Source organism: Lagierella sp., assembly GCF_029983815.1.
In the GTDB taxonomy this organism is placed as follows: domain Bacteria; phylum Bacillota; class Clostridia; order Tissierellales; family Peptoniphilaceae; genus Mediannikoviicoccus.
The window spans coordinates 124,597-150,403 of sequence record NZ_JASBYU010000001.1; the positions used below are offsets into that span (position 1 = coordinate 124,597).

22 protein-coding genes and 2 tRNA genes are annotated in these 25,807 nt (G+C 33.4%); 5 read left to right on the plus strand and 19 right to left on the minus strand.

All coding sequences use genetic code 11. The features are described from left to right. Position 1: 1 nt before the first annotated feature. The 15 genes from Q1K37_RS00615 to mraZ form a co-directional block, all read right to left on the minus strand. Positions 2-1,315: a replication-associated recombination protein A gene (locus Q1K37_RS00615; protein WP_300408304.1), complete on the minus strand. Its 1,314-nt coding sequence runs from the start codon at positions 1,313-1,315 to the stop codon at positions 2-4. Between the two features lie 128 nt (positions 1,316-1,443). Continuing rightward, on the minus strand, positions 1,444-1,893 hold the full coding sequence (nrdR, locus tag Q1K37_RS00620; protein WP_300408307.1) for a transcriptional regulator NrdR: 450 nt from the start codon (positions 1,891-1,893) through the stop codon (positions 1,444-1,446). A gap of 3 nt (positions 1,894-1,896) precedes the next feature. After that, complete coding sequence (ftsZ, locus tag Q1K37_RS00625) at positions 1,897-2,964, minus strand: cell division protein FtsZ (protein ID WP_300408310.1); 1,068 nt, start codon at positions 2,962-2,964, stop codon at positions 1,897-1,899. A gap of 334 nt (positions 2,965-3,298) precedes the next feature. Continuing rightward, positions 3,299-4,021, minus strand: a complete 723-nt coding sequence (locus Q1K37_RS00630) for an FtsQ-type POTRA domain-containing protein (protein WP_300408313.1) — start codon at positions 4,019-4,021, stop codon at positions 3,299-3,301. Then, the gene (gene murG, locus Q1K37_RS00635; protein ID WP_300408315.1) at positions 4,022-5,116 is read right to left on the minus strand and encodes an undecaprenyldiphospho-muramoylpentapeptide beta-N-acetylglucosaminyltransferase; all 1,095 of its coding nucleotides are present in this window, start codon (positions 5,114-5,116) and stop codon (positions 4,022-4,024) included. 1 nt (position 5,117) lies between these two features. Further along, on the minus strand, positions 5,118-6,236 hold the full coding sequence (ftsW, locus tag Q1K37_RS00640) for a putative lipid II flippase FtsW (RefSeq protein WP_300408318.1): 1,119 nt from the start codon (positions 6,234-6,236) through the stop codon (positions 5,118-5,120). Between the two features lie 84 nt (positions 6,237-6,320). After that, positions 6,321-7,652 (minus strand): UDP-N-acetylmuramoyl-L-alanine--D-glutamate ligase, encoded by a 1,332-nt coding sequence (gene murD, locus Q1K37_RS00645; RefSeq protein WP_300408322.1) that lies wholly within the window; start codon positions 7,650-7,652, stop codon positions 6,321-6,323. A gap of 1 nt (position 7,653) precedes the next feature. Continuing rightward, entirely contained in the window at positions 7,654-8,625 is a 972-nt protein-coding gene (gene mraY / locus Q1K37_RS00650) for a phospho-N-acetylmuramoyl-pentapeptide-transferase (protein WP_300408324.1), read from the minus strand. A 55-nt stretch (positions 8,626-8,680) separates the two neighbouring features. Next, positions 8,681-9,361 carry a Crp/Fnr family transcriptional regulator gene (locus Q1K37_RS00655; protein WP_300408327.1) on the minus strand — a complete coding sequence of 227 codons (681 nt, stop codon included), beginning with the start codon at positions 9,359-9,361 and terminating at the stop codon, positions 8,681-8,683. Positions 9,362-9,516: 155 nt separating this feature from the next. Continuing rightward, a complete protein-coding gene (gene pflA, locus Q1K37_RS00660; protein WP_300408330.1) occupies positions 9,517-10,263 on the minus strand; it encodes a pyruvate formate-lyase-activating protein in 747 nt (248 codons plus the stop codon). Between the two features lie 4 nt (positions 10,264-10,267). After that, a complete protein-coding gene (pflB, locus tag Q1K37_RS00665) occupies positions 10,268-12,511 on the minus strand; it encodes a formate C-acetyltransferase (RefSeq protein WP_300408332.1) in 2,244 nt (747 codons plus the stop codon). 188 nt (positions 12,512-12,699) lie between these two features. Continuing rightward, positions 12,700-14,979, minus strand: coding sequence for a penicillin-binding transpeptidase domain-containing protein (locus tag Q1K37_RS00670; RefSeq protein WP_300408335.1), 2,280 nt, complete (start codon positions 14,977-14,979; stop codon positions 12,700-12,702). Further along, positions 14,957-15,439, minus strand: a complete 483-nt coding sequence (locus Q1K37_RS00675) for a cell division protein FtsL (RefSeq protein WP_300408338.1) — start codon at positions 15,437-15,439, stop codon at positions 14,957-14,959. Before Q1K37_RS00675 ends, Q1K37_RS00670 begins: the two co-directional genes overlap by 23 nt. Positions 15,440-15,441: 2 nt before the next feature. Beyond that, positions 15,442-16,377 carry a 16S rRNA (cytosine(1402)-N(4))-methyltransferase RsmH gene (gene rsmH / locus Q1K37_RS00680; protein WP_300408341.1) on the minus strand — a complete coding sequence of 312 codons (936 nt, stop codon included), beginning with the start codon at positions 16,375-16,377 and terminating at the stop codon, positions 15,442-15,444. Positions 16,378-16,386: 9 nt separating this feature from the next. After that, complete coding sequence (mraZ, locus tag Q1K37_RS00685; protein WP_300408344.1) at positions 16,387-16,824, minus strand: division/cell wall cluster transcriptional repressor MraZ; 438 nt, start codon at positions 16,822-16,824, stop codon at positions 16,387-16,389. A gap of 331 nt (positions 16,825-17,155) precedes the next feature. Here mraZ and Q1K37_RS00690 point away from each other — a divergent pair, with 331 nt between their 5' ends. Beyond that, entirely contained in the window at positions 17,156-17,917 is a 762-nt protein-coding gene (locus Q1K37_RS00690) for an SDR family oxidoreductase (RefSeq protein ID WP_300408347.1), read from the plus strand. A 147-nt stretch (positions 17,918-18,064) separates the two neighbouring features. Here the strand turns inward: Q1K37_RS00690 and Q1K37_RS00695 are convergent, their stop codons facing one another. From Q1K37_RS00695 to Q1K37_RS00710, 4 genes are all read right to left on the minus strand, one after another. Further along, a complete protein-coding gene (locus tag Q1K37_RS00695) occupies positions 18,065-19,045 on the minus strand; it encodes a helix-turn-helix transcriptional regulator (protein ID WP_300408350.1) in 981 nt (326 codons plus the stop codon). Positions 19,046-19,386: 341 nt separating this feature from the next. After that, positions 19,387-19,470 (minus strand) — tRNA-Leu (locus tag Q1K37_RS00700). 5 nt (positions 19,471-19,475) lie between these two features. Next, a tRNA-His gene (locus Q1K37_RS00705) sits at positions 19,476-19,552 on the minus strand. 334 nt (positions 19,553-19,886) lie between these two features. Next, positions 19,887-22,727: a transglycosylase domain-containing protein gene (locus Q1K37_RS00710; protein ID WP_300408353.1), complete on the minus strand. Its 2,841-nt coding sequence runs from the start codon at positions 22,725-22,727 to the stop codon at positions 19,887-19,889. 135 nt (positions 22,728-22,862) lie between these two features. Between Q1K37_RS00710 and Q1K37_RS00715 the strand changes: the two genes are divergently transcribed. The 4 genes from Q1K37_RS00715 to lgt are packed head-to-tail and all read left to right on the plus strand — an operon-like array spanning position 22,863 to position 25,735. Then, entirely contained in the window at positions 22,863-23,501 is a 639-nt protein-coding gene (locus Q1K37_RS00715) for a YigZ family protein (protein WP_300408356.1), read from the plus strand. Positions 23,502-23,509: 8 nt separating this feature from the next. Continuing rightward, positions 23,510-24,238: an NAD(+) synthase gene (nadE, locus tag Q1K37_RS00720; RefSeq protein WP_300408359.1), complete on the plus strand. Its 729-nt coding sequence runs from the start codon at positions 23,510-23,512 to the stop codon at positions 24,236-24,238. Beyond that, positions 24,238-24,978 carry a YebC/PmpR family DNA-binding transcriptional regulator gene (locus tag Q1K37_RS00725; protein ID WP_300408361.1) on the plus strand — a complete coding sequence of 247 codons (741 nt, stop codon included), beginning with the start codon at positions 24,238-24,240 and terminating at the stop codon, positions 24,976-24,978. Before nadE ends, Q1K37_RS00725 begins: the two co-directional genes overlap by 1 nt. A 1-nt stretch (position 24,979) precedes the next feature. After that, positions 24,980-25,735 carry a prolipoprotein diacylglyceryl transferase gene (gene lgt, locus Q1K37_RS00730; protein ID WP_300408363.1) on the plus strand — a complete coding sequence of 252 codons (756 nt, stop codon included), beginning with the start codon at positions 24,980-24,982 and terminating at the stop codon, positions 25,733-25,735. Positions 25,736-25,807 lie beyond the last annotated feature (72 nt).

Sequence of the window (25,807 nt, forward strand, 5' to 3'; positions counted from 1 at the left end):
ATTATTCCTCCTCTTTATCCTCTAAGAATTTTAAGATATTCCTTTCATATCCCCGATTTTCAGGTCTATAATATTTTTTTATATCATAATTTAAAGGCATATACCTTTGTTTAACATATCCCCCTTTATAGTCATGGGGGTATTTATATCCTATACCATGTCCCAAGTCCTTCGCTCCACTATAATGGGAATCCCTTAAATAAGGTGGGATTTCAAGCTCTGAATTTGCTTTGACATCTGATATAGCTTCCATTATCGCCTTATAAGAACTATTGCTTTTTGGAGCAGTTGATAGGTATGTGACACCCTGTGCTAGATTGAGTTTACACTCTGGCAAACCGACAACCTCTACAGCTCTAAACACGTCATTTGCTACAGTCAATGCCCTAGGATCCGCATTGCCTATGTCCTCAGAAGCAAAAATTATCAACCTTCTTGCAATAAACTTTGGATCCTCCCCTGCTTCAAGCATCTTAGCTAAGTATATCAATGCAGCATCAGGATCAGAACCCCTTAAGGATTTAATAAATGCAGAGATGGTATCATAGTGAATATCCCCACCTTTATCATATCCTATATTGTCTAAGAAAAAACTATCTCTAATGGTATTTTCATCTAAAATAATTTCCCCATCGGTTTCCCTCGTAGATAAAACCGCAACTTCTAAACTGGTTAAAGCATTTCGAAGATCTCCAGAGGAAAGTCTTGCCAATAGATCAAGCTCTTTTTCACCGATTTTCACATTGTAATCTTTCAATCCATTTCTATGATCTATCGCTCGTAATAAGGCTTTTTTTATATCTTCATCTGAAAGATGCTTTAGTTCCACAATTTTCGTTCTCGACAACAAGGCTCTATTAACTTCAAAAAACGGATTCTCAGTTGTTGCCCCTATTAAAGTGATAAGTCCTGATTCAACATGGGGTAAAAGCGCGTCTTGTTGGGATTTGTTAAATCTGTGAATCTCATCAATAAAGAGAATTGTACCCTTGTTGTAAAAATTCAAATTGTCCTTTGCATTCTTAACTACTTCTTTAATGTCCTTAATACCAGAAGTAACTGCCGACAACTTTTCAAAAACCCTATTTGTAGAATTAGAAATTATCCTTGCTAAAGTGGTTTTACCCGTACCAGGAGGTCCATATAATATCAAAGAGCCAATCCTATCGGATTTTATAAGTCTCATTAAAGGACTATTTGGATATATAATATGCTCTTGGCTAAAAAATTCATCAATAGTCTCTGGTCTAACCCTTTGAGCTAAAGGAGAATTGTCTTTCTTTTTCTTTTCTAAACTATACTCAAATAAGTCCATAAAACCCCTCCAAGTTTAATTTATAGTACCACAAAATTCACTAAAATAAAATAATACTCGCTATTTCTTTAACTTATCCGACACCATATACCCTTTAAATAATAAAAAAACCTCAAATAAATGAGGTTTTAATCTTTAACTACTTCCAATTCATCATAAAATGATTCCACATCTTGAAATTCTTTATATACTGAAGCAAATCTTATATAGGCAACTTTATCAATTTTTTTCAACTTTTCCATGATTAATTCACCTATTTTAGAAGATGGAATTTCTTTCATATTTAAATGATTTAACTCCAATTCAATCTCCTTAGTAGCCTCCTCCAAGGTTTCTATAGGAACCTTTCTCTTATAACAAGATTTAATCATTCCATTCAATATTTTATTTCTATCAAAGGATTCTCTTTCCTGATTCTTCTTAATTACGATTAGAGAATTGATTTCGTATTTTTCATAAGTAGTAAATCTCTTTTTACAATCATTACATTCTCTTCTTCTTCTAATCGATGTTTCATTTTCCACTTGTCTCGAATCTACAACTCTGGTATTTACCGAGTTGCAAAAGGGACATCTCATATCCTAAAATCCTCTTTTCTTTAAGAAAGAAGGAATTTCTATATCATCTAAGTCACTTGATCCTAAGGAATCTTTCTTTTCGTCTTCTTCCCCAGAAACATCATTTTTAAAGTCCCTGTTATTAAAACCAGTAGCTATAACCGTTATCTTAATATCGTCCTTTAAGCTCTCATCAATTCCAGCACCAAAGATAATATTTGCATCAGCGTCCACAGCTTCTCTAATCAGTTCTGATGCCTCATTCACTTCAAAAATTCCCAAATCAGAACCAGTAACGTTAATTAGAACCGCCTTAGCACCATCGATAGATGTTTCTAATAAAGGACTTTTAACAGCAAGTCTTGCAGCTTCTACAGCTCTATTCTCTCCTGTTGCAATACCAATACCCATATGAGCAATACCTTGATCTGACATAATTGCCTTAACGTCGGCAAAGTCCAAGTTAATTAAATTTGGAACAGCTATCAGATCTGAAATACCCTTAATACCATTTAATAAAACTTCATCAGCCATAGCAAAAGCTTCTTTCATAGTAGTTCTTTTTTCTGCTATTTGTAAAAGTCTATCATTAGGAATAGTAACTAGGGTATCAACCTTATCCTTTAGTGCTTCAATACCTTGTTCTGCTTGTAATTGTCTCTTTCTTCCTTCAAATGCAAAGGGTTTAGTTACAACTCCAACTGTAAGAATTCCCATTTCCTTTGCAATTTCTGCTACCACCGGTGCTGCACCAGTACCAGTACCTCCACCCATTCCAGCAGTGATAAATACCATGTCTGCACCTTGTAACATCTCTACTATTTCATTTCTACTCTCTTCAGCAGCTTTTTGTCCAATGGATGGATTTGCTCCAGCCCCTAGACCCTTTGTTAATTTTTCACCTATTTGAAGTTTGTTTTCAATATTGCTGGCAATTAAAATTTGTTTGTCAGTGTTCATTGCAATAAGTTCAACACCTGTTAAACCTGTTTCCAACATTCTCATTAAGGCGTTGTTACCGCCTCCACCAACACCAACTACTTTTATTTTTGCCATATCATTGTCATTTGCTATTTCCATTTCGAAACTCATTTGTCATCCTCCCAAAAAATATTAACCAACGTCTTGATTACTATTATATCCTATCCAGCAGAATTGTCAAAGCGAAATGGCTAAATTTCAATCTTTGTCAAGTTTTTGCAGTTCTTTAGTATTATTGATACATATAAGGAATTATGTAGGAGAAATCGTTGAATTTTAGGCACTCTTACCTATATCCAAATCATAAAATATTATCGGATTTGATTTTCTCGATCATTTTTTGAAAATAAAAAACATAGGCACTGTTTTAAACCTATGTTTAATTTTTGCAAATTTTTCTATCGTTGTTATATGAGTACATCAATATTTTAATCAAGTCCAATGTTTATTCCTCTATAATTAGCGGTTTAGATACATTGCTTAGTTTTATATTTTTTATCTTTATATCCTTAGCCTTAATGTCTGAAAGAATCTTAGAAAGTACTTCAAATTTCTTATCCATTTCTTTTTTATTGCCTAAATCCACTTTTATTTCATCTACCACAATAAATAAATTGTTTTTATCTACCAAATTTAGTTCAGAATACTCAATCTTATACTTAAGGATATTGTCGTAAATCTGTTTAATATCTGGGTCATTAAATATGCTGGTGTTTTTAATAAGATCCGTATTTACCCCTACGATTTCTGGCAAATTTTCATTATTACCTTCACCTTTATCTTGACTGATATTTCCCAATGTGTCGATAAACACCTTATCCTTCTTGTCATTTACTATATAGGCAATGTTGACTTTTTCTATAATATTAGCAATTACAGTATTTGGATATTTTTTTTCCAACTCCACCTTTACAATTCTTGGATCTCTAGATATATTATCCTTTGCTTTATCCAAATTGATTAAAAAATAATTTTTACCTATTATCTTACTATCCCTTTTAAAATCCTCAATACTATAGGTTTTATTGCCTTTAATTTCCACATTGGTCAGGCTAAAATAGGGATGATTAAGCATAAAGTAACCTATTACAATTCCCATTAAAAGGATTATAATAATTGTCCAAAGTATAGTAAAATGCCCTGAATTTCTTTTTCTATTATCTTTCATCTATAATCCTTCTTCTACAATGTTCTTTATGATATCTTTACTGGCATTTGGGGTTGCAAAAGTTTTTGCTTTAATACCCATATCCTTTAATCTATCTTCATCCTTTAACAAGTTAACTATTATATCTTTTAATTCACTTGCACGTAAATCCTTCTCTTCAATCATGATGGATGCTCCTGAATTTTTGAATTCTAAGGCATTATATACTTGATGATTTTCTGTAGTATAAGCTTTAGGTATCAAAATAGAGGGCATCCCCAGATAGGAAAGTTCAGCCAAAGTAATTGCACCTGAACTTGTTATTACCAAGTCCGAAATAGAATAGGCCTCTTGAATATTGTCTAAGTAAGGATATACCTTAACATTTGGTAAAACCTTCATATCCTTTACAAAGTCATCATAATTATTTTTACCTGTAACAAAAAAAAGATTAAATTCATTTGCTATTAAATTGCCATTGATTATCTCTTTAAAAGCATTATTAAGCTTTCCTGAGCCATTGGATCCGCCAAAAGCTAAAACATTTTTATTGTCATTATTGAATCCCATATGAAATTTCGCCTTAGATTTTATAGAATCAATATCGACAAATTTGTTCCTTATAGGATTTCCCGTAACAATTGCTCGTTCTTGATTTTTAAAATATTTAATACTTTCCTTAAAAGTAACGAAATATTTTTTTGCAAATCTTGATAAAATCTTATTTGTTACTCCTGGATAGGAGTTTTGCTCATGAAAGAATACTTTTTTACCAGCGAGATGGGCTGCCAAAAGAACAGGTCCTGTTACAAATCCTCCTGTCCCTATAACGAAGTTTGGGTTGAACTCTCTAATAATTTTTTTTGATTCTCTAACCCCTTTTAATGTATCTTTAAGGGTTTTTAAAGTTTTAATACCTATTTTTCTTGATAGTGGGGCTGCTGTGATTCCATAAAATTCATATCCGCTATTTGGCACTAGAATAGATTCTAAACTACCCTTTCTTCCTATATAAAGTACCTTTGTATCGGGATATTGTTTCTGAAACTCTTCTATTATTGCAATAGCCGGGTAGATATGTCCCCCTGTTCCTCCACCTGTAACTACTATTTTCATATTATCTCCTATCTTTGTATCTAGATATATTTAATACAATTCCAATCATAAATAAAAAAACCAATAGGGAGCTACCGCCATAGCTTATAAAAGGCAATGTCAATCCTGTAGGCGGTACTATTCCTAGGGCTACAGAAATATTTATAAATGCTTGAATTCCAATTAAAAGCATTATTCCAATAATCATCAGCTTTCCAAAGCTATCTTGAATTTTAAATGCTAATTTCATTCCTGAATATACTAAGTATAAATACAGAAAAACAACTGTCATGCCTCCAATAAAACCCAATTCTTCTGCAATTATTGCAAAGATAAAGTCATTGTGGGCTTCGGATAAATAACTGAACTTATGCCTCGATTTTCCTAATCCAACTCCAAATATTCCTCCATAGGAAACAGCAAATAAGGACTGGGCCAACTGCCATCCTTTATTTGAAAAGTCCTTTAAGGGGTCTAACCAGGCTTCAATTCTAGAAGATCGGCTATAGGAACTCCTTGCATTTACAATTCCAAATACACCTATGCCCCCAAGTCCAAAAATGGCAATAGCTGATTGTTTTAAACTTACTCCACCAACAATGAATATACTTAGAACTATAGCTCCCATAACCATGGTAGTTGAGAGATCTGGCTGTAAATATACTAGAAAACAGGATATACCAAGAAAGAATATCATAGGTATTAAACCGTAGGCTATGGTATAAATTCTATTTTTATTTAAGGCGATATACTTACAAACTGCCATAATGGTCCCAAGTTTTAAAAAGTCTGAAGGCATTATGGTAATTGGACCCAAATCTATCCATCTTCTGGCAGCAAATCTACTTAGATCGCCGGTAAAAAGTACAATTATAGATAGTATAATCGTAAGGATATAAATAACGTATCCGTATTTCCTATAAACACGGTAATCTATAAAGGATGTAATATACATCCCAACTATGCCTATGATAGAAAATAGAGCCTGTTTTATGATGAAATTGTATGGATTAAGTCCTAACCTAACTGCATAGGGCCAACTTGAACTAAATACCATAATATTTCCAAAAACAACCAATATTATTGTCGTAATAAGTATTTTATAATCCAGTTTTCCCTTACTTCTCGATTTATTCTTCATCTAATCACCAATTTTATTTTACGAATTCAAATAGTTGAAATAATTTGTTTCCAAGAATCGGTTCTACAAATGAAATTCACTTGATCAATTTTCAAATGCATTTAAATTATTTACCAAATTTTTAAAATCATTTCCTCTTTCAATGTAGGAATTATACATCCCCCAGCTTGCACAGGCAGGAGAAAGTAATACTATATCCCCTGAATCCATGATTTTAGTGCTTAAATCTACAGCTTTTGACATATTTTCTACAACTGAAATACCTTCAATTCCTGCTTCAAGGGCTTCTTTCTTCATCTGAGCTGCAGTACTTCCCATTAAAATCAAATGTTTTATCCTTTCCCTACCATCTAAAAACATCTCTTTAAAAGAAACCTTTTTATCATAACCTCCAGCTATTAGAATGATTGGATTTTCAAAAGAATATAAGGCTTTCATTGTAGAGTCGACATTGGTTCCTTTAGAATCGTTATAAAATTTCACCGAATTAAAGTCACGTACAAACTCTATTCGGTGTTCCACAGAATTAAAGCTATAGCATGCCTTCTCAATATCCTCATCCAATACTCCTAATGTCGATGTTATAGCAGCTGCAATTAATGTATTTTGAATATTGTGCAACCCTGGAATGTTAAGTTTATTAGTATCTAAAACCGTCTTATTCCCATGGTTTATAAAAGGTTTATCATAATAAAAATCTCTATTTTTATCAGTTAGGGATACGGTTATAACTTTGGATTTTATTTCCTTACCTAACCCCTTTAAATACTCATCATCCATGTTAAGAATAAGCTTGTCTTCGCTATTTTGATTTAAAAAGACCTTCTTCTTTGCATTAAAATAGTTTTCAAAGTTACCATGCCAGTCAATATGATCTGGAGATATATTTGTAATGGCTGCAACTTTAGTTCTAAAGTCTTTTGTAGATTCCAGTTGAAAGCTTGAGGATTCAATTACAAAAAACTCTATGTCCGGATTGGAATAGATCTCCCATAACATTCCTATTCCAATGTTGCCAATGGCAATGGATTTTTTACCGCTTTCGTTTAAAATGTGATTCACCAACATGGTTGTAGTAGTCTTTCCATTAGTTCCCGTTATGGCGATAAGGTTTTTATCTCCAAAAAGTCTATATGCCATTTCCAAGTCGGATACTACTTCAATCTTTTTATCTAAAATAGTTTTAATAATTTCACTATTTACTGGAATTCCTGGGCTTTTTATACATATAAAGTCCCTATCTTCTAAATCCTCTAGATTAAATATAGGAGAAAAATCCACCCCTTTTAATTCTTCAGGTAAATCTTTCTCATTTTTAATTTTACTATCAAATCCATATACATCATATCCAAGTTTGGACAATGTTTTTACGGTAGAAATGCCGGTAATTCCAAGCCCTAATACTAAATATTTCATACTAACTCCTAAGACCTATTATGGTCAATATAGAAAAAATTGTTGAAAGTGTTGTAAATGCCGCAACAATTTTAGGTTCTTTATATCCTTTTAGTTCATAGTGATGGTGAATTGGCGACATAAGAAACACCCTTTTTTTATTTCTGGTCTTGTAGCTGATAACTTGAATGATTACTGACATTGTTTCAATTACATATACACCACCTAATATTACCAAGTATAGTGGGGCATTCATAATCAATGCAATCATAACCAAAGCTCCACCTATGGCCATTGAACCCGTATCTCCCATAAATACAGATGCCGGATTGGAGTTATATACAAGGAACCCAATTAGAGACCCTAAAAATATAATCGTAAAAATAGGAATTGAAGAATTCCTAGAAAGTCCTATGATGGTCAAGGCTGCAAATACCGGTATTGATACAGAGGTCACTAAACCGTCAATTCCATCAGTGATATTTGTAGCATTTACAGTACCTATCATGATAAAGGCTAGTATAGGATATGCAAATATTCCTAAATCAAATTCCACATTTGTAAATGGTATAGATATCAATGAAATAGATTTTTCTGAAACTCTAGATGCAAGATAGATAAGTCCAAAGCTCATAACGATTTGAAAAACTATCTTTTGTAATTCAGTTAAACCTAATGACCTTTTCATAACCAGTTTGAAAAAGTCGTCTACAAATCCAACCAATCCAAATCCAAGCATACTTAAAACTATAAGTATATTTTCATGACTATACCCCTTAAATATCAAAAGAGTAATAAGTGTAGAAATAATAAATATGATTCCTCCCATTGTTGGGGTTCCCTGTTTAGTAAGATGGGCCTTAGGGCCATCATCTCTAATACTTTGACCAATCTTTGCACGTATTAATAATTTAATAAGAAATTTACCCATAACTAGGGATAAAATTATGCTAGTCAAAAGCATAATTGATAATTTTGATATGTCTAAATTCATTTTGTTCTCCTTTGCTCATTTTATTATTATATCCTAAAGAGGCTTAAATGTTAATTTAAATGGTTAGATCCTTTAGACTTTCCAAATTTAAAATTTCAATCTCTCCCTTTGGCAACAACTTGATGAGACCAAGGTCTTCAAAATGACTGAGTTTTCGAATTAAAGTCTCCCTAGCCACCCCAGAAAAACTCCCCAACTCCATCCTATTCATATTGTGCTTAACCACAATTCTTCCATCTTCCTTTTTGTAACCAGATCTATTAGCTAAGTCTATTAAACTTTTAGCAACCTTCATATCTCCATTTATCACGGATAACCTATCGATTAACTCTTCGCTTTTTCTTATTCTAAGATAGCTTTGAATTAGCATATGCTTAAGAAAATATTCATCATGCATTAAAATATTGAGAAAATCATCTTTCGATATCTTTAATATTTGACATTTAGTCAGTGCTATTCCGTTATAAAGGTAACTATCCGAAGTAATTAGATTCAACCCTCCAACAAAATCCTCATCTTTATACACATAGAGAATTTGTTCTCTACCATCGGATAAATCCATAGAGATCTTCATTGATCCAGTCTTTATAATATACATGTATAGCGCCTTATCAAAAGGGCGAAATACATAGTCTCCTCTTTTTACAGTTATAAGCTCAACAGATTTTGATAGCTGTTCTTTATCTTCATCTGACAGAAAATTAAATAGCTTAGTTTCTTTAATTATCTCTTTCATATTCCCTCCACTATAATTATATAGTATGGGAATTTTTAATCAAACAGCCATATTAAACTATCGAATTTTTAGTCATAAATAAAAGAAATACTCATAGATCCTATATAGATTTGTAGAATAGTAACCGAATAAAACAGGTAGGGAAAAACCCTACCTTAAACAACTCTTTTTATATTTCTTTGATTTTCCAAGTATTCTATTAAAAAATTCTCCAATTCTTTAGCTCTAGACTTATCCATAGGGTCCACGCCCTTTAGTTCATATTCCATGCCAAGTTCATCATATTTCCCTTCGCCAAAGGTCATATAGGGAAGAATTTCTATCTTTTCAACTCTATCATATAAAGGTAAAATTCTCTTGGCCAATTGCTTCATAGATTCTTCATTGTCGGTCCAACCCGGCACCATCACATGTCGTATCCAAAGTCTAGTTTCATTTCTAAGGAGAGCTTTAATAAAATCCTCTTGCATATTAATGGGTCTTTTAACCAATTTCATATGCTCCTTTGGATCAAAATGTTTCAAATCTAAAAGTACTAAATCCGTATATTTTAAGATTTCATCATATTTGGATTTATCACCAAAGCCTGAAGTGTCCACTACAGTACAAATCCCTTCCCTTTGAATTTTTTGAAGTAGTTCGATTAAAAAATCTCCCTGTATGAGGGGTTCACCACCAGAAACTGTAACTCCGCCCTTAGACCTTTTAAAATATGGTTTAAACCTTTTTACAATATTCAAGATTTCCTCAGAATCCATCTCATGTCCACCGTTTACCCTTTGGCTATCAGGATTATGACAATATTGACATCTTAAAGGACAACCTTGTAAAAAGACTACTGTCCTTATTCCAGGCCCATCTAAAAGCCCCATAGTTTCTATTGAATGAATTCTACCTTTCATAATATTATATCCTTTCGTGGAATGTTCTTGAAATTACCTCTTTCTTTTGTTCCTCAGTCAATTTGTTGAAATGTACCGCATATCCACTTATCCTTATAGTTAAATTAGGATATTTTTCAGGATTGTCCATTGCATCAATTAGCTTTTGTCTGTTCAGTACATTTACATTTAAGTGGAAAGCTCTTTGAGAAAAGTATCCGTCCATTATAGATACAAGGTTTTGTTTCTCAGTTTCAACCTCTTTTCCTAAAGCATCAGGAACAATTGAAAATGTATTTGAAATACCATCTTCACAAACTCCCTTATAAGGTAATTTTGCTACTGAATTAAGACTGGCTAGGGCTCCTTTGTCATCTCTTCCATGCATTGGGTTTGCTCCTGGAGCAAATGGTTCACCTGCTCTTCTTCCATCAGGAGTAGTACCTGTTTTCTTTCCATAAACCACGTTGGAAGTAATGGTTAGAACTGAAAGAGTGTGTTTAGCATTTCTAATTGTAGGAGTTTTACGCAATTCGTCCATAAAGAACTCGAGAACTTTTACTGCAATTTCATCTACCCTATCGTCGTCATTACCGTATTTTGGATAGTCCCCTTCAATTTCAAAGTCTATTGCTACACCTTCTTCGTTTCTAATAGGAGTAACCTTAGCATATTTAATTGCAGATAAGGAGTCAGCTACAATTGAAAGACCAGCAACTCCAAAGGCCATTGTTCTATTTATATTAGAATCGTGTAAAGCCATTTGACCCTTTTCATAAGCGTATTTATCATGCATAAAATGTATAGTGTTCAGTGCATTTACATATAGTGGTGCCAATTTTGATAAAGTGTATTTATAACTCTTTAGCACATGATCATAATCTAAAACATCATCTTCAATTCTAGGAATTGCTCCCAATGGCATTAGAGGAGAACCATCCTTCTTGTTTCTCTTCATTTCATCAATTCCGCCATTTAAGGAATATAGTAGAGCTTTTGCCAAATTTGCCCTTGCTCCAAAATATTGCATATCCTTACCTATTCTCATTGCTGAAACACAGCATGCAATAGCGTAGTCGTCCCCATATACTTCTCTCATGACATCATCATTTTCATATTGAACAGAACCTGTGTCCATACTCATCTTTGCACAGTATAACTTGAATTTCTCAGGTAAGTTCTCAGACCATAAAACAGTCATATTAGGCTCTGGAGCAGAATCTAAATTTTTCAAAGTATTTAAGTATCTAAAGGCTGTCTTAGTAACTAAAGTTCTTCCATCTTCACCCATTCCACCAATGGATTCAGTTACCCAAGTAGGATCCCCAGCAAATAGTTCGTTGTATTCTGGAGTTCTTAAATGTCTTGACATTCTTAACTTTATTACAAGTTGATCAACTATCTCCTGAGCTTGTTTTTCATCTATTAAACCATTTTTTAAATCTCTTTCAATATATATATCTAAGAAAGTAGTGTTTCTTCCGATACTCATAGCTGCTCCATTATTTTCTTTAATAGCAGCTAGATAACCCATATATAGAAATTGGGCAGCCTCTAAAGCATTTTTAGCAGGCTTTCTTAAGTCTATACCATAGGAATCTCCCAGAACTATCATTTCATCTAAGGCTCTAATCTGTTCAGACAACTCTTCTCTAGTTCTAATGGTCTCTTCGTCAGCAACACCAGTAATATTTGCCTTATCCTTTATCTTTTCAGCCTTCAATCTATCAATTCCGTAAAGAGCAATTCTTCTATAGTCACCAATGATCCTTCCCCTACCGTATGCATCTGGCAAACCTGTGATTAAACCAGCAGTTCTTGCCAATCTCATATCTGTAGTATAAGCATCAAAAACTCCATCATTATGAGTTTTTCTATACTCTCTAAAATGTCTTTCACTATCTGGGTCCATTTCTAGTCCATAGGCCTTTAAAGAGTTTAGTACCATTCTATATCCACCATATGGATTAACTATTCTCTCTAGAGGTTTTTCTCCTTGATAGCCATAGATAATTTCATTTTCCTTATCTAAATAAGCTGGTTCAAATCCTGATATAGAAGAAAATTTCTTAGTATTTACAGGAATAACTCCTGTTTTTATTTCTTCTTGAATTAAGTTTTCTGCCTTACCCCACAATGCGGCAGTTCTATCTGTTGGACCTTCTAGAAATTCCTCATCACCTTCATAAGGAGTATAGTTATCTTGAATAAAATCTCTTACATCAATCTCATTTTTCCATTTTTCACCTTTAAAATTGTCCCAACACATATTATTTTCCTCCTTGAATTATTTATTTTAACTCCGTTACTATCATTCTAGTATCTTGGCATAAAAATAACAGTAATCTAAATCACTATAGAGAAAATTTCAAATTTTTATCAAGACTTTTTATCTTATAAGACATAAAAAAGAAGGCTCCTATAATTTAGAAACCTTCTTTTTTCCTATAACTCATTTTACTCCTCTGAGTCGTTTATATTTTCTTCTTCCTGTTTTTTCGATTCTTCATTTTCCACATCTTCTTGCTCTTGACTATTATCTTCTGTGTTCTCTTTTTTCTTTTCATCCTTTTTCTTTTTAATAGGTTCATAGATTAATTCAAGAGTGTCACCTTGGCGTATAAAGTCATTTACAGGAGGATTAGTCTTTATTATTCTAGATTTTTCAGAATCCCCTGTGTGGGTAATCTTTAAATTGGTGTCCTTTAATATGGATAGGGCTTCATTCTTATATTTCCCAACCAATTCTGGGATTTTAACCGCTGCCTCACCAGAATCATCAGCAATTAGACTTATAACCTTATTTTTGTTTATTTTTGCACCTGCATCGACGGACTGTCCTTTGATTATTATTCCATCTGAATCAGAAGTGTTTATAATCTCAATTTTTATACCCTTAGAATTTGCAATATTTACAGCATTTCTTAAGGTTTCTCCAACAAAATTAGGCACATCTATATCCGTAAGCTCAGACTCTGTACTACTTCCTTTATTAATATTTTTAAGCTTGGCAATTTCATCATTCACCCTTTTTGCTATATCTCCAGCCACAGCATTCCCTGAATTCATGCCCTTGGGTTCGTCCACTACTACCAAAACTGAAAATTCAGGTTTTTCCATAGGAAAAGCAGAATAAAATGAAGCTACTGTCTTTTCAGAAGTATAGACTCCATTTTCTAATTTGATTGTAGTTCCTGATTTTCCTCCAACTGAATAATAAGGTGACTTTACAGCATTAGCTCCTCCATTTTCAACATTATTAACCATTAAAGCTTTCATTCTCTCACTTGTCTTTTGAGAAATAACCTGCCTTTTTACAAGTTCTTCCTTAGGATGAAGCTCCTTGCCATCTATCTTATTGGCGATAGTCGGAGTAATTAGATATCCACCGTTTATTAAGGCATTACAGGCTGTAATCACTTGAATGGGAGTTGCAGCAATACCATGTCCATAGGACATTGTAACCAATTGTGCAATGTTCATACTAGATGCAGAAGATGGAATAAGCCCCTTTTGTTCCCCTATTAAATCAATTCCAGTCAAATCCCCAAATCCAAAGGCTTTCAAATATTGGTGCATCTTTGCATAACCTATTTGTTCAGCCATTTGTGCAAAGGAAGGGTTGCAAGAATTGGCCAAAGCTTCTTCCATAGTCTGAATACCATGGGGGTCATACCACCTATAACATTTTATAGTAACACCCTTGGTTATATTATAGTATCCCTTGCATTCATAGGTGTCCCTTTCAGTAAAGACGCCTTCCTCCAAACCAACGGCAGCAGTAATCAGTTTATATACTGATCCTGGTTCGTAAATGTCACTAATGCATCTATTTCTCCAAATGTCATATAGTTTATTTAATTTTTCCTTGTCCTTTAATCCATCCAATTCCTTTTGTTCCTCTTCAGTTCTACCTTTCCGAGGATTATTAGAATCAAATCTAGGCGAATTTTCCATGGCAATAACTTTATTTGTCATAGGATTAGTCACTATTACGGAAATGGACTTTGGACTGTATTTCTCCTGGGCATCTCTAAGAATATTTCCTATTATACCTGAGATAGATTGTTCTATATTTAAAGTAATATTTTTCCCTTCGTGAGATTTGACCTCTCTATTATCTTCAAAAGAGATCAAACTTCCATTTCTAGAACCAGCAAAAATATTTAGACCATATTTTCCCTTTAAAAAATTATCATAAAAATTTTCAACACCATAAAGCCCTTCACCATCGCTATTTGTAAAACCTAAAACATAGGAAAGTGAAGTTCCTTCGGGATAGTATCTTCTATTTTCAACCGTAAGACTTAAAGAATTCTCACCTAAATCTCTTATTTCCTTTACCTGCTTAGAGGTGAGGTTCTCCTTAACTCTTACGGTCTTCTTACTCGCTAATACTTTGTCGATCTCTTCCCCTGACATATCTAGAATAGTTGAAAATCCATTTATAATTTTATTTCTAGAATCTTCTTTTAAATCTTGGGGAAAGTAATATAGACAATTTACTTTTACATTCTTTGCCAAGACATTTCCACTACTGTCGAGTATTTGTCCTCTCTTAGCGGGAATTTTTAATATCCTTGTCCTCTGTTCTGCAGCCTTTGTTTTATATATTGAATTATATAAATAGATCATCCTTGCTGCAAAAACAAATAACATTATTAAACTTATTAAAAATATACCAATAGTTCTATTTTTAAATTTTCTATTAAAATTAGTTCTTCTTCTCTTTTTCATTGTTTTTGCTAACCAGCGTATTATTTTCTAACTTACCTGAATTATCCATTTTTTTGTCTTCGCTCTTTGAAATATAGAAGTATTGATTTTCATTAGGATAAACCATACCCAATTTATACCTGGCTATTTCTTCAATCCTTTCAACAGATGCATATTTATCTATTTCCATGCTATAGTAATCTCTGGTAGCTTCAAGGTCCTCAATTTCAGTTTTTACACTGGATATTTTACCCGTTAGAACCGTTGAAGTCACATAGGAATATAGTAGACAAATAGATAATAGAACATTAATCAGTCCTAAAGTAACTAGAGCTTTTTTTCTAGTAGCAACTTTAGTTTTCTTTCTTGTCCTCCCTTTGACTTTAATATATCTGTCTTCATTTTTCAATACCCTTAGGTCGGCATTTTGATATGCTGTGTTTTCTACAGCATATGAAAAATCATAGTTTCTAGCTTCCATATCTACACTCTTTCTACAATTCTTAACTTAGAACTCTTGGATCTGGAATTCTCTTCCATCTCTAGTTCTGTAGGAGTAATTGGTTTTCTAGTAATTATCTCTACTTCTTTCTTTTTATTACATACACAAATTGGCAAATCCGGTGGACATATGCAATCAGTATTTAAATCTTTGAAGATATTCTTTACAATTCGATCCTCTAAAGAGTGAAATGTTATTACACATAATCTCCCACCTTTATTCAACCTCTTTACAATCCTTGGTAGTACATATTCTAAAGCTCCAAGCTCATCGTTAACTTCAATCCTCAAAGCTTGAAAAACTCTTTTTGAATAATGTCCTTTAGATTTCTTCCTGACCTCTAATGGGACTGCTGAATCTATTATCTCTACAAGATCAAATGTAGTTTCTATCTCTTTTTCTCTTCTCTTTTCAACAATAAATTGAGCTATCCTATAGGACCATTTCTCTTCACCATATTTAAAAAAGATATCCGATAACTCCTCAACCGAATAATTATTGACTATAAAAGCAGCCGTCAATTCCTGTTGTTTATCCATTCTCATATCTAAAGGTGCATCCTCCATATAGGAAAACCCTCTTGATACCTCATCTATTTGGAATGATGAAACCCCAATGTCCATCAAAACTCCATCGACTTTTTCAATTCCCAATTGATCGAGTATCTCTTCGAAATACTTAAAATTGGATTTAATAAATGTGATTTTATCCGAATAGTCCTTTAGTTTAGCCTTTGCTGCATTTAGAGCATCTAAGTCCTGGTCAATGCAAATCAACCTTCCATCCTTAAGCCTCTTTGCTATCTCTAAAGAATGACTACCTCCACCTAAAGTGCAATCCACATAAATTTTATTTTCTTGTATTTTCAATCCTTCTATAGTTTCTTCTAAAAGAACTGGTATATGCTTAAATTCCATATTAAACCCCTAAAAATCTATGTCTAAATCCGACATCCTCTCAGTTAAAATGTCATAGTTGAAGTCTTCATCATCATTGTAAGACTCCCATCTGTCCTTATCCCAAATTTCAACCCTGGTAGAAACACCGATAACTATCGCTTCTTTTTTCAACATTGCATACTCCCTTAAGTTACCAGGCAAAAGTACACGTCCCATCTTATCCAAAGAAACATCAATCGCTCCTGCATAGAATAATCTAGCTATTCCCCTTGCCTCTTTTCGAGACAATCTCAAATTATTAATTTTTTTATCCATCTCTATCCACTGTTCCTCTGGAAAAACGAATAGACAACCGTCCATTCCCTTTGTGATGTAAAAGCTTTTTCCTAATTCATCTCTGAATTTTGAAGGCATGGTTATACGTCCCTTAGAATCCAAATTATGTTGATATTCGCCTATGAACACATAACCACCTCCCACTAAAAATTAAACACTTTTACCCACTTTCTACCACTTAATACTATAATACACTATTAACTTAGTATTTTCAACGTTTTCATGTTAAATCCATGCTAACGATTTTACTATTAGATACAAACTTATGGCTATTTGGTGAGGTTTTTCTTTTATTCTGATAATTTGTGGGTAATTGTGTATCGATTTTCTTGTTTTTACCAAATTATAGATGAATGCCTGTGCTTCACTAGAATACAAACTTATATTTTTAGAGTTAGGGTATAAATATAGTGAATAGATTTAGCTATTCAAAAAAATAATTTCAGTAATAGGAGGGACGATGATGAAACGACTTGAAGGAAAAGTTGCTATTATCACTGGCTCCAGTGAAGGTATGGGAAAGGCTACTGCTGAATTATTTGCAAAAGAAGGAGCAAAGGTAGCCATCACCAGTAGAACAGAAGAAAATGGAAAAAAGGTTGCACAGGAAATCAATGATAATGGCGGAGAAGCCATCTATATTAAATTAGATGTCTCTAAAGAGGAAGACTGTAAAAATGTAGTAGAAAAGGTAATAGAAAAATGGGGAAAGTTAGATATCTTGGTAAATAACGCAGGGGTAACTGGAGTGGATAAACCGACCCACGAAATATCATTGGAGGAATGGAATTTTGTTTTTGACATTGACGTCAAGGGTGTGTTTTTTATGACAAAACATGCAGTTCCCCATCTTAAAAAGTCAGGAAAAGGTTATATTATAAACTTTTCTTCTATCTATGGTTTAGTAGGATCCCATGAACTAACTGTTTATCATGCAGCAAAGGGAGCTGTGACCCTGCTGACAAAAAAGGATGCTATAACTTATGGTCCAGATAATATTAGAGTTAACTCTGTACATCCTGGAACCATATTGACCCCTCTGGTACAAAAACTTATTGATGAAGACCCTGAATATAAGGAAAAACAAAGAGCAAAACATCCAATAGGAAGAGTAGGAAAACCTGAAGAGGTAGCAAATTTAGTACTATTTTTAGCCTCTGATGAATCCAGCTTTATTACTGGAGCGTCAATTCCAATTGATAGAGGATATACTGCTCAATAATTAAATGAACCTTTCAAAATTTTGTAAGAATTTCTACAAGTAAAAAATCGAGCTTAGCGCTCGATTTTTTCGTTCTAGAGTTTAAAAATATTAAATTATTCATAGACTGAGATAAGCCATAATTAAGACCTAAATATATTCTCTTGATTATCTTTTCTTAACCATCTGGAATATAATGGAGATTATCCCCGTCAAAAATCCTCCTATAGGAAATATTACCCAAGAAATATGCCAGTTTTTGGTAATAAAGCTATATCCAAAATAAATTGCAACGATAACTAGCCATAAAATACTTATTAAAGGGCCCGCAATTTTATTCTCTTTTTTAGTATCAGGATGGTATTCCCCTATTTGCAACAATTGTTCATAACTCTCCTTTATTATTGAAACCCTCACTATCAAGTTGACTCCAATAGCTACAATAAATAAAAGAAATACAACTGCCATCACTTCCATAAAAGGATCAGGATTTTCCATAAATCCTGTCAATAATACAGGAATTACACTGAGAATGCAAAGTGGAACACCTATAATTATCCCTCGTAAAAAAGAAGGTTTGAAAATTTCCCGCCTTTCCTCAGCCATTCCCTTTACTCCATATTCCGTATCAAAGTCATCTTTCTCCAAAAACTCGTATTCTTTTAAACTCTGATAGGTCAAAATAAGTAAAGCTATTGCAATGGCGATAAATGAAATTAAAAAAATTGTACCTATAGTGTTTGCCACATTTTCTGTAATTGAAATTCTTTTTCCCTCTACCGCTCCTACCAATCCCAATAAAATTGTAGGTGAAAGTATCAAAAGAGAAACTCCTAAGCTAACTCTAGATGAAGCCTGCCTACTTAAATCGATAAATTCATTGGCCTCTTCCAGGGATACTTTCCTAAGATCGTTGTCATTGACATAACCATCTGAAAATTCAATTTCTTCCATTTCATCCTTAATAAGATAATCTGTGGAAACTGAAAATATCTTACTCATTTCTATAATTCTATTTAACTCTGGAGTTGACTGGGCACTCTCCCATCTCGAAACAGATTGCCTAGAAACATTTAACATATCCGCAAACTCCTCTTGAGACCATCCATTTCTCTTTCGTAAAAGAATTATCTTGTCAGCTAAAATCATTTATTTCTCCTCCTTTTCTATTCTAATTTTATAAGATTTTTCAGTTGCAATCTAGAAACTAACATTGGAAATTTGTAAACCACCAGGTTACATTTAAATAAAATACAGTTGCAATGTTGAAGTTTGAGGTTTACCATATGTACCCTATTAGAATATTAAAGTAACCTAAGACTTAACTATATTTTAAGTTAATCTAAGAATTAAAGAAACCTCTATGACATTTTAAAAAAATCAACTTATAATGATATTAGAAAAAGCTAATGATGAAAATAAATCTAGCATATAAATAAAAGGGCAAAAAAATGCCTCAAACAGCCGAAAACAGCCATCTGAGGTTTAAATGGTGCGGGAAAGAGGACTTGAACCCCCACGTCAAAGACACTAGATCCTAAGTCTAGCGCGTCTGCCAATTCCGCCATTCCCGCATGTATGGGGTGGGTGATGGGATTCGAACCCACGACCTTCAGAGCCACAATCTGACGCCCTAACCAGCTAGGCCACACCCACCGGATGAGTACCTAATAATAATACCATGTGTTAAATCTTTTGTCAACATTTTTAGCATTATTTTAATCGTGCACCAAAATCCATCAACATCACAAAAAATATTATACACGAATTTTTCATTCAATGCAAATTTTTTATTTGTTTTTTACAAAACTCTTAATAGATTTTTCTCACCCATCCAGTATACATTAAATTTAAATTTATTTCCAGTACTTATCCAAATTTTATAAATAATTGTGTTATTTAAACAACTGTTTAATAAGACGTAGAAACTAATTTAACAAAGAAATCAAGCGTCCAAATTTAAACGCTTGATTTCATCTAAACAATAATATTAATTTTCGTCATCGCCGGGTTCTGCTGGTTGATCCGGTTGTTCTGGTTGCTGTGGTTCAGCCGGCCTATTGTCCCCGTTATTTCCATTATTGTCATTATTATTGTCATCATTTGTATTGTTATCATCGTCGTCATTTCTAGGTTTCTTAGGTTCTATACGTCTAAAGATATTCCAGTCCCTAGGATAGATTCCACTATTACCTGGATCATATGGAATCGGCCTTACAAGTCTTAAACCAGTACTTGTGAATTGATGGACTTTACAATAGTCCGTTGGCTCGGTTCCAGCAACGAAGATTTCCTCTTTAACTACTCCTCTATGGTCCGCATAGCAAGCCCTAGTAGGTTTAGCATCCCCAATAGTACAAACTGTCATATGGACTATTCCATCGGGTTCTTCGAATTTGGAAGGTTCTTTATTCTCCAAAATCTTAGAATTTACAGCAGACCATAATCTAACTGCCTGTCCTCCATTTTGAGACAATTTTAATTGTTGATTGTCAAAACCTATCCAGGATCCGATTGTATAATGTGTAGAAAAACCTACAAACCAAACATCTTGATTTTCCTGTGTCGTACCAGTTTTCCCAGCAAGGTCATTATTTGAATCATATGCAACATTTCCATAAGGCACAGTCAAAACATCCTTCATAATATCCGTAATAACATATGCCAATTGCGGACTTATAACCTGTCTTCTCTCCCCTACATCTTCCATAATAATATTTCCTTTGGAATCTTCGATTTTTGTAAAGGATAGAGGTTCAATATATTGTCCTTTATTTGCTATAGCTGCATAAGCGCCTGTCAAATCAAGATTTGTAACACCATAGGTCATGGCACCTAAAGCCATAGCTGAAGAGTTTTCATCATTTATCTTTATATTTTCACTTGCAGATACATAGGAATCCTTAGTTGGATCATTTTTATTTATCAAACCAAATTTTTCCCAGTATGTCTTGGATTTATCCACACCTACATCTTCTAATGTCTTTACTGCATTGACGTTTATGGAGTCTCTTAAGGATTCCCTCAAAGAAACCAGTCCCTTATAGTATCCATATACGTTTTTTGGCCACAACTTACCCTTGTAATACATCGGGGTATCATCAATTGGCGTAGCCGCAGTATAACCGTTGTCTAAAGCAGGCACATATACAGACACAGGTTTAATAGAAGAACCCGGTTGTCTAGGAACATCTGCTGCTCTATTTAGAATCATTCTTCCCTTTTGATTTCTACCACCAACTATAGCTTTAATAAGACCACTCTTATGGTCAATCACCACTATAGAACCTTGAGGCTGTGGTATTCCTTCCCTATCGATGTTGAAATAATTAGGATTGAAGATCAAATTGCCATTTGCATCAATGGAATATAGATCGGAGTTGTTGTCCATTACTGCCTTAGCAATCAGTATTCCCTCGTTTGTCAACTGAACTTGATCTTTTTCAACCACCGCTTTACCGGAATTGGTTATCATATGAGTTACTAAATTGTTCTCATCGTTTACTGTATAATAATCCTTTGGATCAATAAAGTTTCCATAAACTCCAAACTTTGGACTAGTAATTAATAATCCACCATCTGAATTTATTTTATACTCCTGAGGAGTAAGAATTATATAACCGTTCTCAGATAGTAAGTTCTCTTCTCTATAATAGACAACTTTTCCATTGAGATTTGTTATATTTCCATCATAGTCTGAGGACCAATTTAAAAATGCAGGTCTTCTTTTACTTCCCGAATTTCTTAAAACTACAGAAGAAAAATTACCAAAAATATCTTCAATCTGATTTTGCATTTCTATATCGATGGCTGAATATACCCTTATTCCTCCGGTATAGTATTTTGCTGTAGCTTCATCCTTAGTATAATTTAATTCACTTTGAAGCTTTTCTATAACCTGTTTTGCAATTAGATCAGAATAATAGGAAGATATAACTTGTTTAGTTGAATTCTGTCCTGGGTTTAAGGCTTGGGATATATCTTCTGATACTGCTCGATTGTATTCTTCCTCGGAGATATAGCCTTGATCTAGCATGTTTTTTAATGCATGCTTTTGTCTTGCATTGGAATTGTCATTATATACAGTTTTATATATTGTTCCATTAAGTTCAATATCTCCTTTGACTATATCATTTCCCTGCACTTTTTCAGGAAGTATAGTTCTATACAAAGCAAAATTACTAGGGCTTTTCACAATTGAAGCGATAGCTGCACATTCTGCCAAAGTCAAATCCTTAACATCCTTGGAAAAATAGGTTTTACTCGCCGCTTGTACTCCATAGGCGTTTTGTCCTAAGAAAACGGTATTCATATATTTTTCCAAAATACCTTCCCTTCCCAAGGACTCTGTAAGTTGAACAGCTAGATAGGCCTCCATAATCTTTCTTTGGATCCTCTGTTCAGAGTTCAAGTAAATATTTCTTGAAAGCTGTTGAGCTAATGTCGAGGCTCCCCTTAGCCCTGAAGATGTGAAATTGTCCCAAATTGAACTCAATATTCCCTTTGGGTCAACCCCATTATGTTCATAAAATCTTTCATCTTCAATTGCAATAAACGCATTGATTAAATTTTTAGGGATTTGATCATATGTAATCAACTCTCTAAATTCATTAGTTTGAATAGTTTCTATTTTGTTTCCCGATGAATCTAAAATCTCAGAAGTTTGGGAAAGAAGTTCATCTATTTGACTGGGTTCAACTTGAGGAGTATTTTCCAATACACCTACAATTGAAACTCCTACGGCACCACAGATTAAGGTAAAAGCAATTAAAAGTAAAATTACTATTAACTTAAAAGTTTTTACAATGCCGTTTATAAAAGTATCTTTCATAGTAACCTCCATCTTTTTATCCTTTATATTATAACATAGAGGACAATTTTTTTGAATTTTCCTGCAGTTTCTCAATTTCTTCTAAAACTGATATAATGAAAAAATAGGGTATTAGTATCAACTGGAGATGGTTATGTGTATAAAACTATTTTAAAAGAAGAAGAGATATCAAACGAAATTAAAAAATCTATTTTTAAGGCCAATATATCTCCTGTAGGTAGTGAGGTGGAGGCAGAAGACTTCATCGCCAGAATCAAGGACTCCAATAAGGAAGCAAGACATCACTGTTTTGCATATATTATTGGAGAGGACAGACTTATCCAAAAGTACTCCGATAACGGTGAACCTCAAGGAACTGCAGGGTTACCAATTTTAGATATACTTAAAAAGAAGGAACTTACAGACATTTGTGTTGTGGTGACAAGATACTTTGGAGGAATTCTATTAGGGGCTTCTGGACTTGTTAGAGCCTATTCCCAAGCTTGTAACGATGTTACATCTAAGGCAAAAATGGTCTTTAAAAAAGAATTTCTGGATATAAGTCTAAGAATTGACTATAATAGTCTAGGAAAATTTTTAAATTACTGTGAAGATGAAAAACTCTATATCCATAAAAAGGACTTCTTAGATTTGGTTTACATCGGAATCTACGTTCCTAAATCCCATTATAAAAGCTTTAGCGACGTCTTGATGAATTTAACTTCAGGAAAGGCAGTTATGGAAGTAAAAGATGAGCTTTTGATTAATACTTTAGGTGATGAATTGTTTATTTAGGAGGAGCTATGAATTTCAAAAAATTAGAAAGTGATCTTTCAAATTGGATAGAAGAATATGTTTCTTCTGCCGGTTCCAAGGGAGTGGTTTATGGGTTAAGTGGAGGTCTTGACTCCTCTGTCGTTGGAGTGCTATCCAATAGGATATTTAAAGAAAATTCCCTAGGAATAATAATGCCTATTGAAAGTAAGGGCAAAGACTATCAAGATGCCTATACACTTAGGGATCTATTTGATTTAAATACCTTGGAAATTGACTTAAGCAAGCCTTATAACTCTTTAAAGTCCCTTTATATTCCAAGTACAAATAACTTGGCTTATAGTAACATAAAGCCTAGACTTAGGATGACAACTTTATATTATCATGCACAAATAAATAATTATTTAGTAATTGGTACCACAAATCTATCAGAGTATACAATTGGCTATAGCACTAAATATGGTGACTACGGAGTAGACTTTTCCCCTATAGCTGATATTACAAAATCTGAAATTTTTGAATTTGCTAAATATCTTGGAATTCCTGATAGCATTATAAATAAAAAACCTTCAGCAGGATTGTGGGAAGGACAAAATGATGAAGATGAACTAGGATTTACCTATGCACAACTGGATAGATATATTCTTGAAGGTACAGGTACACCAGAACTAGTTGAGAAGATTAATAGATTAAAAAACAAGAATAGACATAAAAAAGAAATGCCAATTGTCTATAAATTCAATAGAGGTGATTATTAATGGCTGGACATAATAAATGGAGTAAGATAAAAAACAAAAAAGGTAATGAAGATAAACGTAGAGGTAAGATTTTCACAAAACTTACAAGGGAGATTATCATAGCAGTTAAAGAAGGCGGCAGCGACCCTGATTACAATAGTTCTTTAAAATCTGCAATTGACAAGGCAAAGGCAGAAAATATGCCAAATGACAATATTGAAAGAGCAATAAAAAAGGCAAGTGGGTCATCAGAACAAGACAATTATGAAGAAGTTGTATACGAAGGTTATGGACCAAGTGGAGTTGCGGTAATTGTAAGTTGTCTAACGGACAATAGAAATAGAACTGCACCGGAAGTAAGACACGCCTTTGATAAATTCGGTGGAAACTTAGGAACTACCGGTTCTGTAATGTTCACCTTTAATAGAGTTGGGCTAATTCAAATAAAAAAGGAAGGCATCGACGAGGAAGAACTGATGATGCTTGCCTTGGATTCTGGTGCAAGTGATTTTAAAGAAGATGAGGATGTCTTTGAAATAATAACCGAAGTAGAATCTTTTGCAAAGGTAAGAGATGCCCTATCTGCCGAAGGATATAATTTTATTTTTTCTGAATTGACCTATATTCCAAACAATGAAATAAAAGTAGATGATAAGGAAGATGTAGATAATCTTGTAAAATTAATCGATATACTTGAAGATAATGACGATGTACAAAATGTATATCATAATTGGGATATACCTGACGATTTAGAGGTGTAGTATGGAATTTAATATCGACCCTGTAGCCTTTACTATCTTCGGAATAGATATTATGTGGTATGCAGTACTGATCACATCGGGAATTCTCCTTGGAATATTTTTAACTGGTAAATTGGCTAAAATAAAAAATCTAGATCCGGAAATGCCCTCTGATCTACTATTGTGGGCGATTATTCCAGCTATTATTGGAGCTAGAATATACTATGTAGTCTTTAGTTGGGATTATTATAGTAAAAATCCTTCAGAGATAATTAATATAAGAAATGGTGGACTTGCAATTTATGGTGGACTATTAGTTGCCTTTTTAGTAGCATATATTTTCTCAAAAAAGAGAAATATTCCCTACCTTACCATTTTAGACATTTTCGCTCCAGGAATCGCACTGGGACAAGCTATAGGCAGATGGGGAAATTTTATTAACCAAGAGGCCTATGGAACACCTACGGATTTGCCTTGGGGAATAATAATTGATGGTACAAAGGTACATCCAACCTTTCTATATGAATCCCTTGGAGACTTTTTAATATTTTTGCTGTTATTTAATATATGTAGAAAAAACAGACATCAAAAAGGTACGGTAATCGCACTTTATTTTATTCTCTATGGAATATTGAGATTTTTCGTTGAAGGTATGAGAACAGATAGTCTTTACTTCTTGGGGCTAAGAGTCTCACAGATTTTAAGTCTAATATTAGTGGTTATTGGATCTGTAATTTATTTTACCAATAGAAAGAAATCTAAAATACTACAAAAATAAAATATTTATCTCCTAGCTGTTATGGGAGTATGAAAAGAGAGCACTCCTTAATTTATAGAGTGCTCTTTTACA